The 19,107-nt window shown below is 34.6% G+C and carries 13 protein-coding genes; 4 read left to right on the forward strand and 9 right to left on the reverse strand.

From position 1 onward, the window contains the following. Nucleotides 1-5: 5 nt before the first annotated feature. Nucleotides 6-1,994, reverse strand: coding sequence for a tyrosine/phenylalanine carboxypeptidase domain-containing protein (locus HNS40_RS00160; protein WP_172275975.1), 1,989 nt, complete (start codon nucleotides 1,992-1,994; stop codon nucleotides 6-8). 30 nt (nucleotides 1,995-2,024) lie between these two features. Beyond that, nucleotides 2,025-3,035 (reverse strand): glutathione synthase, encoded by a 1,011-nt coding sequence (gene gshB / locus HNS40_RS00165; RefSeq protein WP_172275977.1) that lies wholly within the window; start codon nucleotides 3,033-3,035, stop codon nucleotides 2,025-2,027. A gap of 660 nt (nucleotides 3,036-3,695) precedes the next feature. Here gshB and HNS40_RS00170 point away from each other — a divergent pair. From HNS40_RS00170 to HNS40_RS00180, 3 genes are all read left to right on the forward strand, one after another. Next, the gene (locus HNS40_RS00170) at nucleotides 3,696-5,405 is read left to right on the forward strand and encodes a tetratricopeptide repeat protein (RefSeq protein ID WP_172275979.1); all 1,710 of its coding nucleotides are present in this window, start codon (nucleotides 3,696-3,698) and stop codon (nucleotides 5,403-5,405) included. 289 nt (nucleotides 5,406-5,694) lie between these two features. Continuing rightward, entirely contained in the window at nucleotides 5,695-5,877 is a 183-nt protein-coding gene (locus HNS40_RS00175) for a hypothetical protein (RefSeq protein ID WP_172275981.1), read from the forward strand. A 19-nt stretch (nucleotides 5,878-5,896) separates the two neighbouring features. Beyond that, complete coding sequence (locus tag HNS40_RS00180) at nucleotides 5,897-8,347, forward strand: T9SS-dependent choice-of-anchor J family protein (protein ID WP_172275983.1); 2,451 nt, start codon at nucleotides 5,897-5,899, stop codon at nucleotides 8,345-8,347. A gap of 486 nt (nucleotides 8,348-8,833) precedes the next feature. Here the strand turns inward: HNS40_RS00180 and HNS40_RS00185 are convergent, their stop codons facing one another. After that, nucleotides 8,834-10,273: a glycoside hydrolase family 47 protein gene (locus HNS40_RS00185; protein WP_172275985.1), complete on the reverse strand. Its 1,440-nt coding sequence runs from the start codon at nucleotides 10,271-10,273 to the stop codon at nucleotides 8,834-8,836. Between the two features lie 245 nt (nucleotides 10,274-10,518). Beyond that, nucleotides 10,519-11,358: an AraC family transcriptional regulator gene (locus HNS40_RS00190; protein ID WP_172275987.1), complete on the reverse strand. Its 840-nt coding sequence runs from the start codon at nucleotides 11,356-11,358 to the stop codon at nucleotides 10,519-10,521. Between the two features lie 129 nt (nucleotides 11,359-11,487). On the opposite strand from HNS40_RS00190, the gene HNS40_RS00195 reads away from it, so the two are divergent. Beyond that, a complete protein-coding gene (locus tag HNS40_RS00195) occupies nucleotides 11,488-11,736 on the forward strand; it encodes an FUSC family protein (protein ID WP_172275989.1) in 249 nt (82 codons plus the stop codon). 210 nt (nucleotides 11,737-11,946) lie between these two features. Here HNS40_RS00195 and HNS40_RS00200 read toward each other — a convergent pair whose 3' ends face one another. The 5 genes from HNS40_RS00200 to HNS40_RS00220 all read right to left on the reverse strand — a co-directional run bounded on the left by HNS40_RS00200 (nucleotide 11,947) and on the right by HNS40_RS00220 (nucleotide 19,058). Beyond that, nucleotides 11,947-14,637: a GEVED domain-containing protein gene (locus HNS40_RS00200; protein WP_172275991.1), complete on the reverse strand. Its 2,691-nt coding sequence runs from the start codon at nucleotides 14,635-14,637 to the stop codon at nucleotides 11,947-11,949. 4 nt (nucleotides 14,638-14,641) lie between these two features. Further along, nucleotides 14,642-14,794 carry a hypothetical protein gene (locus HNS40_RS00205; protein WP_172275994.1) on the reverse strand — a complete coding sequence of 51 codons (153 nt, stop codon included), beginning with the start codon at nucleotides 14,792-14,794 and terminating at the stop codon, nucleotides 14,642-14,644. A 139-nt stretch (nucleotides 14,795-14,933) separates the two neighbouring features. Continuing rightward, the gene (locus HNS40_RS00210) at nucleotides 14,934-16,652 is read right to left on the reverse strand and encodes a tetratricopeptide repeat protein (RefSeq protein WP_172275996.1); all 1,719 of its coding nucleotides are present in this window, start codon (nucleotides 16,650-16,652) and stop codon (nucleotides 14,934-14,936) included. Nucleotides 16,653-16,724: 72 nt separating this feature from the next. Then, nucleotides 16,725-17,939, reverse strand: a complete 1,215-nt coding sequence (locus tag HNS40_RS00215; protein ID WP_172275998.1) for a multidrug effflux MFS transporter — start codon at nucleotides 17,937-17,939, stop codon at nucleotides 16,725-16,727. Nucleotides 17,940-18,050: 111 nt separating this feature from the next. Next, entirely contained in the window at nucleotides 18,051-19,058 is a 1,008-nt protein-coding gene (locus HNS40_RS00220) for a DNA repair exonuclease (RefSeq protein ID WP_172276000.1), read from the reverse strand. Between the last annotated feature and the right edge of the window lie 49 nt (nucleotides 19,059-19,107).

A 19,107-nucleotide genomic window follows, 5' to 3' on the forward strand; every position in this document is an offset into this window, starting at 1 on the left:
TCATTTTATTTCAATCCACTTAAGATATATTCAAATAAGGCATTGTTGTCCTCAGTTTTAGGGTGTTCAAAGCTCTCTGTTATATACTTAGGTTTCTCCACAATATTTCTATCCATCATTTCTACAATGGTATTATAAAAACCTATGGAAGTTTTTCCAACCAAAAGCGGAGTGAGATCGTTCCCATCTTGCCAAAATTTAAAGAGCTTAGAAAAACCATTTAAGTATAGGTAGTCTTTGGTAAACCCTCCACCTCTATATACTCTTGTTATTATTTTATAAGCAGATTCTTTGTTTACATTATAGTCATTTACTAGAATGGAGAAACCTGTTTTAAAATCGGCACCATTACACATATTGTCCACGGCAATAACTCTAAGTGCTAATTCTCGGAATCTTTTCATAGTGAAATTTCCAGATAGATATTCCGATAGCACGGCCATGCCTTCGCCGGTAAGGGTATTGACAGGAAGGCCAATACTAAATATTTTCAATTTATCGAGGGAGGCGTTCATGGTGGTTAGCATATGGACACCAATTTCATGTTCAGCTAAATATTGTAATTCTACTTTTGAAAATCTTGAACCCTCCTTTAGAACTACAGTTTTGGTTGAATTTAGGACTAGGACAGAAGATATGCCACTTTTGTCTACTCTAATATTTCCTTTAAATCCATACTTTTCAAATGTTTCCTCAAAAAGTTTTTTTGCTTCGTCAACACCAAATTGTTGCAACTTCTTTGCTTCTCCTTTTATGTCGGGTAATAAGAGGATATACTCAGCATTCCTTATGTCATTACTATCTGGTCTTCCAAAATACCGCAATGAGTTATACAAAAACTGCTCTGTTCCTAAGGATGCCAATAAATTAATTTTGTCGATACTAGCCGTAATCACCGCTTCGTATAGATTGCGAATACTGATGTCTTCAATCTTTTTAGTATCGATTAAATGCAATTGCTTTCTTAGCTCGTAGGGATTAATTTTTATGGGTTTATACTTAAAAACAGGATTAACAGTGAACTTGCTTTTGAAAAACCTCTCCTTTTCTGATTTTACATTTGTCGGATTTACATAGGTGAGTAATTCAAAGTTTTTAAGAAGTTTAAAAAGTTGCTTGTCGATTTTCTGAACATTCTTGTTCATAGAATTATCTAATAGCATATTTTTATCTGTAAACTTCCAGTTAGTTAACTCATTAACAAAATAACTGGCATTATTAAGGATGGCCTTTTTAAAATTCGTTTGGATGTTCTTTATAATCTGAGGATATATTTCACCTGTTTCTTCGTCACAATAAATTTTACTGATTTCCGTAGCTAAAACCAGGGTGTTTTTGAAATTTGTAGTGATATATTCCAAATTATAACCTCTCCCATAGAACACATCGTTAATTTTAGATTTAACATGAATTCCTTTTAGCTGAATTTCTCCAAGTTCTTTTCGCCAATTTTCAACAAAGCCGGCATATTTTTTAAGGTCAACACATTCAGCACCAATATTAAAAACAGGAACTGCTCTATCCCATCTTTTATGATTGTAGGAATGAACGTCATATACCAATGAAGCCCCAAACATGCTTTCTAATTTTTCGATTAGGGCATGTGTAACCCTATAGTAATTGGCATGTTTTTGTTTACTAATATTGGCCTCTTTTTTGGTTAGGGGTTTTTTCCATATTTTTTTTCCCCAAGCCTCTTCATAAATCGGATCTTTTCTATTTAATTCATATTCAAATCTAGAATCGTTTCCAATCAAAGTAATGGGCATTGAAGCTATAAAATCAGCGGTATGAGGATCTTCTTCATACCATCTTTCGTATTCATCGAGGGCCATTTTATGTAACAGCTCATGTCTTACATGACTACCATTATGAATAGCTGTGCATACGTAAGGCACATATCGGTCTATTTTTATGGTAAACGAACCATCCTCAGCAGTAGCCTGGAATGTTCTACCACTTTTTATAGAAGTGACCATTTCTTTTATCGTCATAAAAACAACTTAATCAATCATTATTAAATCCTATTTATTTATTCGTTCAGCTGCTTTTTTGCGCTCTTGAACAACCTTTTCAATAAAATTAATTATTTTAACCTGAAGTTTTGTTTTATTGAGCCTATTGAATTCGGTAATAGCCCCCGGACTCATTACATTTACTTCGATTAATTTACCTCCTATTAAATCAAGGCCGGCAAAAAACAAACCGTCACGAACAAGTTTCTCACCAATTGTTCTACACAATTTAAGCTCTTGTTTGGTGAGTTTATGCTTGGCAATACTTCCTCCTGCCGATATATTCGAGCGAATATCTCCAGTGGAAGGAATTCTTTTTAGCGCACCAACAGGTTCTCCATTTAGCATAAACACTCTTACATCACCTTTTTCTGCACCTGGTATATATTCCTGAAGAATCACATATTGTGATTTCCCATCGCGGCTACTGTGGTTAACATAGAAATCTAATAAGGATTTTATGTTATTTGTAGCTGATTTTTCAATGATAATAACACCTCTACCTCCATATCCATCCAGAGGTTTCATGATCATTTGTTCTTGATCAGATTCGTCGATAATTTGTTTTAAATAGGCCACATCTTTCGAAACATGGGTAACGGGGATAAAATCATGTTCAGGATCATAATAAGCAGCGGTATATATTTTGTTATTTGCTTCCCTTAAACCTCTAACGGCATTCATTACAAACACATCGTCTTTAATAGAATCGAGAAAATTTAACAAAATAGGATCCAGAGGAGGATTGGCCCTCATAAAAACCACATCGAAGCCTGCTAAAGGAAGGTTTTTCCAATATTTTTCCACATTATTTCTAAACGAATTGATACTAGAAGAAACCTTTTGATCCTTTTTAAAAACCTCACAATTGGCCATGGTAACACTTTCACGTATTCCTAATCTTTCTGGAGTGGTCGTTGCTACAGTATGACCTCTTTTAACACATTCGTGTATCATTCGAAGTGTTGAGTCACCTTTTGTCATACTTTCCCATGGGTACATTAAAAAACAAATTCTCATAGTCTATTTTTTTACTATTATCCTTACCCTCGGAATCCTATTATGTGGGTATCTTTAATAAAGTTAGCTTACGAAAATACACCAAAATAGAATTCAAAAAAAATAAAGTCTATTTATTAACAGGGTAAACACATACTTTCAGGTCTAGTTAAAAAATTAACGATTAATTTGAAAACAGAAAAAATGTCCGCTAATTTCACCAATTTCACGGATTATTTTTACAAACAGAGTAGAGCATTGCTGAACTCTGTTTGTAATCGGTGTCAATTAATTTCAGTGAGCTTGCTTGGCTTCGGTTTGTATAAATCTGTGGACAAATAAAAAGTATGCGTTTGCGCTGTATTTATTAACTCTATATTTATAAATTGCCAACCTAATATCACTGCTGCTTCATCCTAACCAAAAAAACCACATTAATGGATGATATTCTGTAGTGAAAATATAGTCCTCGAATACAAATATACCATCCTCTAAGGTAAAAGTCCGGTATAAACACTTCATGGTTTCAGTAAAGGAGATAGAATGCCTATTGTATATATTATCAATGACTTAGTGTGTTGTTGTTTGTTGAAAATTAATTATTTGAAATAGAGCTCTAAGATTACTCTGTACTATGCTATTCATGAAATTACTATCTTTGTTGAGAATAATAAAATATAAATGAGAAGGATATTTCTGATAAGCTTAATGGTCATTTTTTGGAGTCTTTCATGGGCACAATCATTTTATAATATTGATAGTCTGGAAATGGTATTAGATCAAAAAAATGATCCCCAAGTTAAAATAACCATTTTAACTGAGCTGTCTAATATTCTGTTAACTTATAACCCAGAGCAAGCTCTAGATTACTCCGAACAAATTCTTGAAATTGCTGAACTCAATAGGCAACCCCAATTTAAATTGAGAGCCTATTTACAACTAAGTGAGATTTATTTAAGTATGACAGAGCTTGTGTTGTCCACTGAGTTTGCTTTAAAGGCTCGGGACTTAGCTGAAAATATGAGTTTAGATAATGAATATGCGGAGTCATTATTACTATTGTCGAAAAACTATACTGAATTAGGTGAATATGAAAAGCCATCCGCTTTAAACTATCAAGCTCTTGCCATATTTGAAGAACAAAACAATGTGAAAGGCATGGTTAAGGTTTTGGGCCATATAGGTTTTCTATATTCAGCATTGGGGAATACGGAAAAAGCATTGGAATATGATTTGCAATCTTTAAAGGTTGCTCGTGAAATAAATGATTTAATTGGTATTTCAAGGGGCCTCAATAATGTAGCTGTGGTGTATTCTAATATGGGAGAGTTCGAAAGTTTTAGAACTTATATTAAAGAAGCCATAAAGATCAATAAAAAAATAGGCCACCAATTATGGTTGGGAATAAATTATGCCAATCTGGGTTATATTAATCTAATTGAAGACCAATATGATTCTTCATTTCACTATTATAGAAAGGCTGAAGCTCTTTTTTTGGAACTAAATAATACTCCTAAACTTGCAGTGACCTATACCAGTATCTCTGCTTATTATTCTGAAATTTCAGATGAGGAAATGAGTTTGGTATATGCTTCCAAAGCTATTGAAATAGCTGAAAAAGGTCATTTAAAACAATATATCTATGAAGCCGCACAAAGGTTGCATACTATATATATATCTAAAGGGGACTCTAGCAATGCCTATAAATATAGTTTAAAAGAGTTTCAAACGAAGGATAGTCTAAATATAGAAAACAGTATTACCAAGCTATCAAAACTAGAATTGCTCTATGAACATGAAAAATTAATACAAGAAGAAAAGAACATTAGGCAAAAACAAGTTTTCTTTTATATCATTATTGGAACCATCCTCCTTTTTGTGCTTGTGTTGTGGATTGTTGTTCTGTTTAACAGACGCCGATTAGAAAAAATTGAACGGCAAAAACTTGAGGCAGAAATACACTTAAAAAACAAAGAACTCACTTCCAATGTAATGAGCTTAATGCGTAAGAATGAGATTCTATCTGACATGGCAGATAATCTTTTGAAAATTCGAGAAAAGGCCGTGAAAGATGAAACCAAATTGGCTATTATAAAAATAGCTGAAGAATTGCAGAAATCAACCGAAGATGATGTTTGGGATGAGTTTGAACTCAGATTTAAACAAGTTCATAGTGCATTTTACGAGAAATTGCTAAAGCGCTTTCCTGATTTATCGCCCAATGAACAAAAAATATGTGCTTTTCTGAGGTTAAATATGTCTACCAAAGAAATATCCGAATTAACAGGGCAACGAGCAAGCACAATTGAAATGGCACGAACTCGCCTACGAAAAAAACTGGGCATCGCCAACACATCTGTTAACCTTATTACCTTCCTTTCGCAGGTATAGCTTCATAATTTGTTGGATCAATACCATTCCTGCTTCTATCAAAAAGCCTCTATAGTATTGATTTTATATTCAAAAATATCGATCATAAATTCTTGAGGAAATTCCCAAAACCTTATAAACCAACTATAAAATGAAGCCTGTATGGTTTTTGTTATGGTGGTTTTCTTGATCATATTGTTTTTGTAATGGGCTCAAATATACCTTGTTATTGTTTTGTATGAGCGTTATGTTTTTTCCATAGCATATTCCTTATCATATTTGCATCAACAGTAAAAACCAAACTACGTAAATGGCAAAAAAGAAATCGTCATCAGAGGATGAAAAAGAAAAATTTGATGAGTTAGAAGAATTCAATCGCTTTATTGAAAAGAAAAGAATTCAGAATAAAGCCTTAAAGAAAATAATAGATACTATTGAAATGAAAAAGGAAGAAACTAGCTTGTCATCAAATAAATTCGATCAGCAAAAATGAAATTTTTAAACTTAAAATCATGAAAAACAATTTACTATCAATGCTTTTTATAATAATCTTTTATGGTGCTTTTAGCCAGGGAGCTATCAATCAATCCCCTATAGGAATCCAAACAGAAGGGATCAAATCTTTATCAAATGTGGCTGTGAGCATGCCCTTTTTTGAAGATTTTGAATCTTGTGTTGAACCCGAAATACCAAATTATTGGTATAAAATTGTTGCTTCCAGCGATACCTATGCTAACGTTAGATCTTATAATACTCAAGGAGTTGACAATTCTAAATGTGTTAAACTTGTAAATGTTAATGATTTAGAAGCAAATCTTTTATTGATAACTCCTGCACTCGAAGGGGGTGAAGCAAATAAATATTTACATTTCTACTCATGGTCATACGGATCAGAACTATCGGTTGGAACCATAACAGATCCAGCAGATATTTCTACCTATACTGAGCTAGAAGTTTTAAATATTCCTAATATAAATGATATGGAAGAATATGAAGTGTATTTTTCTGATTATACAGGAACTGATGAGTATATTGCTTTTAAGGGTGTTTATAGCAATACCTATGGAGATATCGCACTCGATAACATTACTATTGATGATTTGCAGTCATGTGCAGATCCTTCCGATGTTAATGCCAATGAAATCACTCAAACTTCCGCCCTCATGGAATGGACAGAAAATGGAGATGCCACTCAGTGGAGAATTGAGTATGGAGAAATGGGCTTTACACCAAGCGGAGTTGCTATGATAGCTAGCGATGAAAATCCTTATTTACTCCAAGGACTAGATGCCGGAACCTATTATGATTTTTATGTACAAGCCGATTGTGGTGCAGGTTCTGTCAGCGCCTGGATAGGCCCCTATTATTTCTCTACTCTTTGTGCAGCATCGACAAGTATTCCATATATAGAAAATTTTGAAGAGGTCATTTTACCCTTTATGCCGTCTTGCAATGCTGTTGAGAACACAAATAACGATGATTTGAACTGGATAAGTTCAGATGCAAATGCATATAATGGTAATCAACATGCCATGATTGAATATAGTGATACCGAACAAATGAATGATTGGTTCTTTTCTCCTGGTATTGAATTATTAGGCGGGGAAACGTATAATGTTAACTTCTTCTATACTTCTAGTTCGGATGCTTATTATGAAAATCTAGAAGTGAAATTTGGAACAGAACCCAATGCAGCATCCATGACAAGTGAAGTTATATTTGAAGATTTAATGTTTGCTCTTAACAATATATACCAACCCGCAAATGCATCTTTTACGCCAGATGAAGATGGTATCTATTATGTCGGTTGGCATGGCTTTAGCGAAGCAGGCAATGGAAATATCCTCATCGATGATATTAATGTAGATATGAATGAAACATCATCAGGTTTAGAAGCGCCGACTAATCTTATTGGGCCTGCAGAAGTTGAGCATGGTCAGGATATTATGTTGAGTTGGGAGACTGTTTCTACGCCTTCTGCAAATTTCTTTGAGGGTTTTGAAGGTGATTTTTTACCTGAAGGATGGTCTAAATTTAATATGGATGGTGGTTCAGGATGGATGCAAGTAATGGTTGGAGAGGATGTTGCAGGATGGTCAGGTGGATCTATTACTGCTTGTCCAGATGGTGGTCAATTTCAGGCTTATGCTACTTGGTTAACTGGAGGAGACCCAGTGAGTGATCAGTGGTTAGTAACACCACAACTCACCTATTCTGAAGGAGATACACTAGGCTTTTGGATGGGTACCTACAGAGATGATTATTCTGAGCATATAGAGATTCGTATATCAACAACTACTCCTGATAATCCAGAGGCATTTGATATTGTAGTAGATATTATTGATTTACCTGTGGGTACCCCTATTGGTTGGATCTATTATTACTATGATTTGACTAGCATAGTTGAAAATGGCACTCCTATTTATGTGGCTTTTAGAGAAAATGTGTTAGATAATTATAATGAAGGTAATGCTACTTCTCTGGATAATATTAGCTTGAGAAAAGCAGAGTCTAAATCTTCTGTAAAGAGTTTGTTAGGATATAATGTTTATCACAAGTTAAACTCAAATGATTTTGAAAAAATTGGATTTACAAATGATATTTCCTTTACACATAATACATCTGATATTGGAGTTCATACTTATTATGTAACTTCATTATATACTGAGGGTGAGTCTGAACCATCAAATGAACATGTTGTAGATGTGGTTTTAGGTGTTTCTGAAGAATTAGCCTTGTCCACTCAGATTTATCCAATCCCAGCTAAAGACTATGTAAATATTACATCAGAATATACCATGAAGTCTGTTATTATTTATAACCAAACAGGTCAAAAAGTTCAAGAGATGAATGTGAATGCAGCTGATTATAAGGTAAATACTTCTAAAATGGTATCAGGAATATACACTATTCTTATTGATACCGAAAAAGGAAGAATTCATAAACAGCTTATAATTGAATAATTTTTAGGATTTGATTTAATGAGGGCGTAATTTTTATTACGCCCTTTTTTGGTATGTTTCTAGATTATTAGGGGTTTAAAGAATATGTAATCATGCATTTGTGGTAAACTCAAAAAGTGGACAAGCATTTGCACGACTCCAACAGGTTCAAACGAACCTTCGCTTCATCCTTCCCTTTTTTATGAAAAGCAAACATCATCGCAAAATGGTAATGATTGTTCTCTTATAATTCTTTCAAACATCACAAAGCATCGCCCGATCAGCTTTTTTAAAAGAATATAGAAAAAGTTTTCCATTTCCTTGTAGAGCATATGTTATAAAAACTTCAATAGAAGACTAGCAGCAATGAAAGCAAATCCCCTACGGGGAATAGAAAAACTTGGCAAGAACCTTATATAAGAACTAAACCGCTACGCGGTAAGGTATTTCTCCCTTCAGACACAATTATTATTGGCCTAATTCGAACTGAAAACCGAATGAGTAACTCTAAAAACCTAATCTAACTTGTGCTTCCTCTATATCAAAAGAAGAGCGTTTAAAAGGATGAGCTTCTGTAGTAAAGATATGGTCATCAAGATTAAAATCACCCTCCTCTAAAGTAAAGGTCAGGTAAAAATACTTCATGGTTTCGGCAAAAAAGAAGGTGGGCATATAATCCTTTTTCTCCATGGTTTGCACATCTTTAATGGAGGAAAAGGCCACATCGGTACGACAATATTTCATGATGTCTCTCCAATATTGTTCAATCATATCTTCATATATTTTCTTGCCTGTGAAGTGTAATAAATAATAAGCTGATTCTATGATTTCTGGATTTAAGTCGTAAACAGGATAGGTAGGAACCGCTCTATCATAATCGTAAATCATAGGTTCTAGACCGTATTGGTTCCACAACCAATCCCAAGTAGCTTGGTTTTTTTCGGCTCTTTCAATATCTCCACTTAAAGCCAAAACAGCCGGGAAAAAGGCATCATACAGTGTTACTATTCCTCCTTCTCTTATTTCATTATTATCGGCATACATGAATTTGGTTTGTTTTTCTCCTGTGTGCATATCTACTCTACGGTACCAAAATGAAGTATCGCTTTCATCTACCAAATATGTATTTATTGCATGAATACTTTTCTCCCAAATGGGTTTTAAATCTTCATCACCAAAGAGGAGGTAGGCTTTATAAAGATATTCGTAGTAAGAGTCGATTCCTGCGCAGATATGGCTGGTTCCATGCTTCCATTCTCCACTTTCTACATCGATGAGTTCTGCTACCAAATTGATATCTGAAACTCTTTCCCAAACGGCTAAATTGGCTTTTTTGGCAGTTTGATAGTAGATAGGATTCTTGGTGTAATAACTCAAAATGCCCATTTCCATCATATAGGAAGCGGCCTCAGCCACATTGATTTTAGAGCCTTTTGCTTCTCCTGTTTTTAGATTAAACCAATAATAAGGCATTCCGGTTGGAGAATCGAAAGCAGCCAACATCTTCTGCCCAAACTCCTCAGTTTTATCTAAAATTTCTTGTTTACCAGTATACTCGTACATCGCTAATAAACCACCCAAAATACGAATATTTACTTCGAAGGTTTTTACATACAAATCCTTATCCCAACTAATGGAATCGATTACATAATTCTCAACCTCCTCAGCATATTCATCCAAGCCCATTACTTTCATGGTGCTATAGGCATCGATAGGAGATATTGCCAAAGATTCTTCATACCAATCTTGGTAACTTTTAGAGAGCGGAAGCAATACATCGTGTCCCCAGGCATATTTTTTATAGCCTTCCCATGAGCGAACAAACTCTGCTTTTACTTCTTCGGCTAAATCTATTTCAACTCCAGTATTCTGTTTAATTTTAGTCTGGCTCTCACAAGAACTAAATAGAATTCCAAAGGATAGTAAAGTCAATAATAAATGTTTCATTTTAATGTATTTATGGTTTTCAAGATTGGATATGATGGTAATTACAGTTTTAGACAAAACTAATACCTTTCTGCAGATGTTTAAAGAAATATATTGATGGGAGGAGTTGATTTATTGCTCTATAGCGATATTCTCTCGGAGTAACACAGTTCTTCTGAACGGTGCAATTATTCGATGAGAATAGAATTGGTTAAACTGCAGCTCGGGAGAGCTGCGTTACTTGTAGGAAAGAGCCTTAATCAAAATTAGAAAATCTTTCTGTTTTTCCCTCTGTATTCAACAGGAGTTTGATGCATATGTTTTTTGAAAAGCCGGTAGAAATAAGAAACAGACTCAAACCCACAATCATAACATATAGATTTTATGGAAGAATTGGTCATAATCAGCTGTTGACTTGCATATTGCAATCGCGCTTTAATCACCGTTTCAGAAAGGGTTTGCTTTAGATGTTCTTTAAGGATTCTATTCACATGATCTACAGAACGCTCAGTAAGCTCAACAAAACCTTGCACGCCTTTTTTAAATCTATTTGGAGTATTATAGTTTTCCAATGCATAGGCCAACCAAGCTGGTATATGGTTTTGACTTTCCTCAAGGCAGTTAATCATTCTAAAAACCTGAATCATAAGGTAATCTAAATGAAGAGAGTTTCTTGCTTGTCCTATCAATCTGTCAGTGATAGCAGACAATTCGTTCAATTGATCAGAATCCAGTTGAATGGTAAAAGGTTGTTGGTCTTCTGACCAAAAATAGTTGCTGCTATTTCTGAAATATCTATCCTTAAAATAGTCAAGGCTATCTTGAAAAAAGGCAATATTGGTGATGACCATACTTTCTTGACTTTTATTTAATTTGAAAGTATGCTGATCTTCTGGCCGAATCAGGCATAAGCATCCCTTTTCCAGAGGAAGTTCTTGCTTATTAACCAAGTGAATACAACTACCCTCTTTTACCCAAAAAATCTCACAAAAGCCATGGCGATGAAGTTGTAAATCGTTTTTTGAGTTAATAGTAGTACGTGCCACATGAAAAACCTCCTCTTCATGGTCTAGAAATGTATTTAACTTAAAATGATTTGTAGGCATGATGCAAAGGTAGTGGACTATCAAAAATAGAATTGAGAAAACAATTCAGAATAGAAAATTCTAGTATTGACTTTCTGAAAAACAATTTGTTACTTGTAGGCCAAATTATTTCTATTAGAACAACAATAAATGGAACAAAAAGATTTACACTCATTAAGCGATGAAGAGCTGAAAGCAGAAGCAAAAAAAATGAAATCCACAGCCACCATAAACGCCTTTATCATAGGTTTCCTTGCTGGAATCATTGTCTATAGTGTGGTTTATAGCACTTGGGGATTAGTTACTTTAGTTCCTTTGTTTATTATCTATAAGCTGGTAAACAAACCCAATCAGGATAAGGAGTTGAAAGCGCTTTTGAAAGAACGCGGCATGAAATAGGTTTACAAGGGGTTCTCATAATACATCTTAGCAAAGCATTCATAGAGGCTTACCGATTGTAATGAATTTCATAGAAATAATTGTTTTTAGCTCAATAACCAAAAGCCAAGGGCAATGTTTTGAACTATGCCCTACTTTGAATTATTTTGATAAATATAAAACCCCGAATTTCAATTATTGAAACCCGGGGTATCTAATCAAATTAATGAACTATTCTATCACAAGTTTTTTAGTGATGGTTTGTTTGTTTAAGATGGCCTTTACAAAGTATATTCCAGAACTTATTTCAGCAATATTTATGTTTATATCGCCTTCTACATCAAAAATGGATTTAACCAAAACACCATTTAAAGTATAAATGTGAATATCTCCTCTTTCCATATTGGCAATATTAATTTTATCTTTTGCTGGATTTGGATAAATAGTAATATCATCGATAGTCTTTAGTCCTGAAACACTTGTAACTAATAAATGATTTTTGGTAGCATTCATTATTTCTCCTGTATTATAGTCTAAAAGCATACCAACTACTTCAATATGGTCTATATCCCATTCTTCGTCTATGATAGTAGAGAATTCCCAGCTATGAGTTTCGCCTGCATTTATTATTCCCGGCAAACTGCTTTCTTCACCTTCAAAACCACCCAAAATAGCTCTAGCTACATCTTGATAAATCATATCTTCAGCAGGAACAGGATTTGGTAGATTTTCATAACCACCCATGACTACTGCCCCTTCTGAATAATAATTTGCTTGGTCCCAGCCTGCACCAGTACCGGTTACTTCATTTTCCATGATTACTGCATTAAACCTATAATTTGATGCAGAAACAATAAACTCCGATGTTAAAGTAAATGTAAGCTCTCTGCTCTCCTCATTAAAAACCTTATCTTCAATAATGATACTTGCTGGTGCTACTTTTTCAATTTCTGCTAGATACGCGGCCTCAAAATCTAAAGGATCTACCACAATATCTCGATTAATTGCACCACTCGGATATCCAACAACATAGGCTCCTAATCCTTCATCATAATCGGGTACAAGCATTGGATCACCATTATGAACAGCAATTCCAATCCAGGTGTCAGGATATTTCATCTTCAAAGAATCCATAAGAACATGTCCTCTAATACACCATCCACACCAAGTTCCAGTACCTTCTTCTCCAACAACCATTTTTTCTGGCACCCACGGAGCAATGATAACATCATGGCTAAGTGTATTATTCTCAACAACTTCGTCTCCATCTAAATCGCTGGAAACCTCAATGGTATATGAACCTGTAGCTGCATTCCATACATCAAATTCAATCTGAATGGTTTCACCGTATCCCAATTCTGTTACTTCTTTAGTGGAAGTGTAAGAACTGCCTTCTATGGAACAAGTAACAGGGAAAGAAATCGGTTGAATTCCTTTATTTTGGAAAGTGGCTACAGGAATAAGATCTCCTGGTTCTATGATTGTTTCCATATCAATTGAAATGACTGATGCGTCAAGATTGATAGATTCTCCTGTAATTTCTATTGAATAGTCTTCCCATTCTCCATATAAAAATGTGGCACAAGGGTCTGGTGAAGAAACTGCTGAAAAACGAGCCCCTACCCTCATTGTAGTGCTGCCAGGTAGGGCATATCCAGGTATTGGAATGTCTACTTCATAAACAGTTCCAGATGATTCAATTAGGAAATCTGCTAGTATTAATTCGGTGGATTGAAATGTAAAATCCTGATTAAAGTCGACCCATATGCTTAAGACTTGAGTAGAGTAATCTGAGATAAAACTAGCTGTATATGTTTCTCCAATTTCCACTGAAGCTTGAAGGCTGGTAAAGTCACCATATCCACCATCACTACATCCATTATTATAATTCTCCATATCGGCAAAAGCAAAGCCTGAAATGCCATCGCCCAAAGAACAGTCTGCAGATGGTATACAATAAATGGTGCTTTCGTAAACTGTAAATTCTTGGTAAATAACATCATTTGAAGGACTTTCATCACCATCTAATAAGGTAGTTACGGTTGCTGTATATTCTCCTGTTTCAGCTAACCAGGCATCGAAATTTATATTTGCGCTTCCTCCAAACTCAAGGTTGGAAACTTCCTTTATGGATGTAAAAACGATATTGGTTCCATTGTCTATTTCCAGTTTCACATCAAAAGATACTGTTTCGGATCCATTATTATTAACTTCAGTTGAAATGAGTGCATCATTACCATTGTAAACATAATCCAAGCCATCTATGTTAATTGGTGTAACATCATATTGTAAAGGATCTCCAAGAGTAATATCATCTATTAACCATCCCATTAATGATTCTGAGTTTTCACTAAAAACAAAACAAAATTGAAAATTTTCTGAACCCATATCGCCATTATCTATATTTATGACTTCGTTAGCCAAATAGGTTTCCATAGAGGCATGTTCATGAGTCCAGACTTCGTTCCAGGTTTGCCCCCCATCGCTAGTCGTTTCTACTCCAACCCAAAACTGACTTGTTCCCATTGGGTCAACTCTATGCACAAAAGAAAGCCCTGCTGCAGCAAAGCCACTGGTGTTAATTACAGGTGAAACAAATTTGGTCGTTCCTGTAAAATCTGGATATCCAACTAAAATAAGCTCTGGAGCCTCTTCTCCCACATAGTTTGTTGATGAGTTGGTCCATTGATTAGCAGCATCACCTGTTGCAGTCCAATTATTAAAACCATTATTGGAAAAATCCTCTGAAAACAAAATATCTTTTACTCCTTTTCCCCAGTCTGAATGAAATTTCTGGTTTATTTCAGTGGTTTTTGAAGGCGTTCTTCCTTCATAGACTTGAGAATAGGTCTGCGCTGAAGCATTAAATGCGAATAGTACAGCAAGAGTTATCAGGTTTAATTTGTAGATTAATTGTTTCATGTTTTTATGTATTATTTTTTGAGTGTTTTTTTCCAATCTTTTTTAGCATTTTCTCAAAAGCAATATTTTCTGCCTCTTTTCTTTCCATGATGATTTTTAATTCTTCTACACCTTTGGATTTAATGCTGTTTTTGTTTGTATCGGGTTTGTTTTTCATATGATCGATTTGCTTATTTGCAAAGCTATAATATAGAAACACTTAGCTTGGTTTTTATACTGCGTCAATACTACGTCATGGTATAAAAATACCCTGACAAAAACCCGTCATAGATAGATTTAGTAAAAAAAACAGAGTTTTAATAATTACTAAGAAAAGAATTCAGGCTTACTTTTGTTTTGGTAATGCCAAGTTTTTTACGAAGTCGTAGCCTCGCAGTTTCAAGAGCAGAAATACTTTGTCCTGTAATTTTAGAGATTTCTTTGGAGGTCATTTCAAGTCGTAAAAAACCACAAAGGCGTTTTTCATTTGTAGATAAATCAGGAAAGTCCTTGCTCAAGTTTTCATAAAAATCGGTATGAACTTGTTGAAATCGAATTTCAAATTCTTCCCACGAACCTTCCTCTATTGATTTATATATTCTTTTTGAAATTCTTTGTATGGCATTTTGTGTTTCCTCTTTTACAGCTTCCTTTTCGATATTAAATAATTCATCGGAGATATTCCTCAACATATTATTCTTTTCTATAGAATACATCACATTGGTGGCCAGTTCTTTATTTCTGAATTCAAGCTCTTTTGATATTTTTTCTTTCTCCAATAATGTGTTTTTCTGTTCAAGACTTTTCCTTTTGGTTTTGTTTCTTTGTATGATGAATAAAACCAAAAAAAACATAATAATTATTCCAGACACTAAACTGAAGCTAAACTCCCTTCTCTGCTGTTTAATCTTTTTTTCCTGATTTATTTTGTCTTGCTCGTATAAAAACTCCAATTGAGATAAACGGGTTTTATTATTTTCAAAATCCAGACTATCCTTTATTTGATATTGTAATTCGCTGTATTCATAAGCCTTTTGAAAATCAGACAACTCAAGGTACCTGCCTTTAAGAATAAATGCTGCACCATATATTACCAGCTTAATATTGTTTTCTTTTCCAATTTTTAAGGCTTGTTGCGAATAAAACAACACACTATCCGTTTGTTTGAGTTTGGTATGGTGCAAAGCAAACTTAAGGTATAGATCTGATAAACTGTAGAAGTTATTTAATCCTGTAAAAAGTGATTCTGCTTTTCGGTAATAATACAAAGTGGAATCATCATTATTTTCATTGGCATTTACCATGCCTAAATTGAGATAATTAACACCTTCACCCAAATGATTACCCAGTTTTTTATTTATTGCAACCGATGCAAAATAATTAGCTTTTACTTTCTCTATATCCCCTCTATTACCATAAATAACTGCGGTATTATTCAAGCCACGAGAAATTCCTTCTAAATCATTTATTTCCCTTGCCATGTTTAAAGATTGTTTATAATACTCAAGGGCTTTATCTGAATCATCCTGGCTAAAAAAATCGACCCCAATTTTATTCAAAGCATTCATGACTCCTTTTTTGTCATTGATTTTTTCGAAGGTTTTAAGAGCTTCAAAGTTCATATTGGAGCTCTTTTTATAATCTCCTAATTCAAAAAAACTTTGTGTGATTATTAGAATGGACTCAGCATATTCTTTTTGATAATCTTCTTTTGCTGCCAATCCTTTGGCTTGGTATGCATACTCTAGTGAAGTCTTAAAATCTGTTTTAGACCAATAAATTTCTGCTAATTGTAAATAGGCCTTAATCTCTCTATGGCTATCTTCATTTTCACGAGATAAAACAAGACTTTTTTGGGCATAGTCAAGTGCTTTATCAGGTTCTGATGATATGATGAGGTCTGTGATATTTAGTAGAATATCGCATTTTTGAGTATCATCATTTATTCGATTTAAAGCGAGCTCCAAACTATCAATAGCTGAACGGCTTTGTGAAAAGGAGCTTCCATAAATCAATAAGAAAAGGAATATGAGCAAAAATGGCTTGTATTGCATGAAGCAAATGTAAGAAATCGAATGGAGAATTTTATAAATACTTAAGAAAAGCATTTAGGATTTGCTTAGAATTCGATTTTCATTTCTTCGGGCCAAATAACAGAATAAAGCAGTAAATACGCCACCAATAATAATACAAATTGCTGTGGAGTGCAATAGATTGCCTAAGCCAACTAGGGGAGTGCAAATGCTTCCTGCCAAAAATGTGATGGAGCCAATAGCTGCCGAAGCAGAACCTGCATTTTCTCGTTCACTGTCTAGGGCCAGTGCTGTAGCGGCTGGAAATAGCAAACCAAAAAAGAACAATACGAAAATAAGACTCGTTTCATAATATATAAATGGGAGATCATAGAATAGACTTATTCCTGTACTCAAAGAGAAAATAAATACGCCAATACTCCCGGTAATGATGCTGTTTTGGGTTTGCTTGAAACGCATGGAAAGGGCAGAACCCAAAACAATACTTAATGAATTCAGACCAAAGCAAAGGCTAAATATTAAAGCAGAATAGCCATAGTGTTCTTGAATGATAAAAGGGGAGGAGGCTATATAGGAGAATAATACCACTGCCGACATCATCAGAGTCAAAGTGTTGAAGGCATAACTCGGGTTTCTGAACACCTTTCCTAAAGTTTTGAAGTTAGATAAGGTACTTTTGTCGCTTCTATTTTCTTGGGCTAGTGATTCCTTTAATCTATAGGATAAAAACAGGATAAGAAAACCTAAACCCAGCAATACCCAAAAAGCACTTTCCCAATCGAAGAATTCCAATAGAATACCTCCCATTACAGGGGAAACAATAGGAGCAATGCCGTTTATAGCACTGATGATAGCGATATATTTGGCAAGTTCTTTTCCGCGAAACAAATCTGTAGGAATGGATTTAGATAAAACCACCCCACCAGCTCCGGCCATTCCTTGTATTAACCTGAAGAACACAAAAGAATAAATATCCCAAGAATATAAGCAAGCTATGGTAGAGAAAATAAATATCCACATACAAACCAAAAGGGGTTTTTTACGCCCATATTTATCACTAAGCGGGCCAATAACCAACTGACCAAGCGCCAAACCCAACATACTCAAGGATAAACTTAACTGTACATTGGAGGCCGAAGTCTGGAAATATTTTGCCAGAGAAGGTAATGCCGGCAAGTATAAATCGGTTACAAATGGACCAAAAGCGGATAATAATGCCAAGCTTATTAAAAGTAGAGTAGAGGTGGTTTTTTTTTGTTCTATCGAGTTTGAAAAATGCTTAGTATTCATTCTGTTTTGACCTTATCATTATTTGGCGAAATTACTCCATTTATCCTCCTAAAAAAAGCAATAATTTACAATCTACAGACTTTAAATCTATTAAAAAGGTAGTCTATAATACTATTCTTGTGTTTTATTTTTGAGAGTTAAACTTCTCAAGCCAGAAACCTGGTAATTCATGGTTGGAGAAATAATCCCATCTAAAAACCTAACATTAAGTAGTTTTATAAAAGCATTGTTTTTCAATTTAAAACGGAGGATGCTATCTAGAGGAATATCGCTTATTTGTTGTAGAATATCTTCTTTTAAAGTATCCGAAGTATATAAGTTTTTCTGCAGTTCAATATCTATCATGGGTCGGGCTTCCAAGGGAATAAACTCATAGGATATTTCTTGGCTTTCGCTGATGTTGATCTCGTAAAACCCTTTAGTCTCGTCCTTCTCAGCAAAGGCTGTTCTTTCTATAGAGCCTGGGTAGATAATGGGCGTTTGACAAGCAGAATAGAGTATTTGAGAGCGATGAATATGACCCGATAAAAACAAATCATAATCTTCAGGTAAATCTCGAATCGGTATCACATCTTTCCCTCCTCTAAAAGTATAATCAGATGGGCCACATGTAGCGCCTTCTATGGATTGATGCATGCACAGGAGTTTGATGCTTTCTTTCCTCAGTTTTGGTGCTATTTCTTTTGCAATATTAGGAAATTTAGACAAGACCTCCTTCCTCACACAAGGGAAACCAGCCATATCGAAATCTATCCCTTTTAACCGAAATTGAAATACCTCTGGCTTACTGAAATAATGAATGAGAGGATGCTGCATAAATAGGGAAACGGGTAAACGAGAACTTTCGTGATTTCCGGGAACGATTACGATGGGAATACCTGATTCAGCAAAATTGAAAATGCGCTCGTAAACCATATCAATAATGGTAGGAGGAACTAAAGTTCTGAAAAAGAGATCGCCACCATGAATCACCAAATCGGCTTGTAATTCTTGTGCATACTCCAAGGCCTTATCGAAGTTGTTGAAAAAATCGATCCCCCTCCTCCGTTTTTCTTTTTTTGGTCGGAGTGGATAATCAAAACCCAGATGGGTATCGGACAGGAAGATGATTTTGGGCATTTGGCAAAGTTAAAAAATAGAACACGAATAACACAGATTATACGAATTT

This window comes from Lentimicrobium sp. S6 (assembly GCF_013166635.1).
Lineage (GTDB): Bacteria > Bacteroidota > Bacteroidia > Bacteroidales > UBA12170 > UBA12170.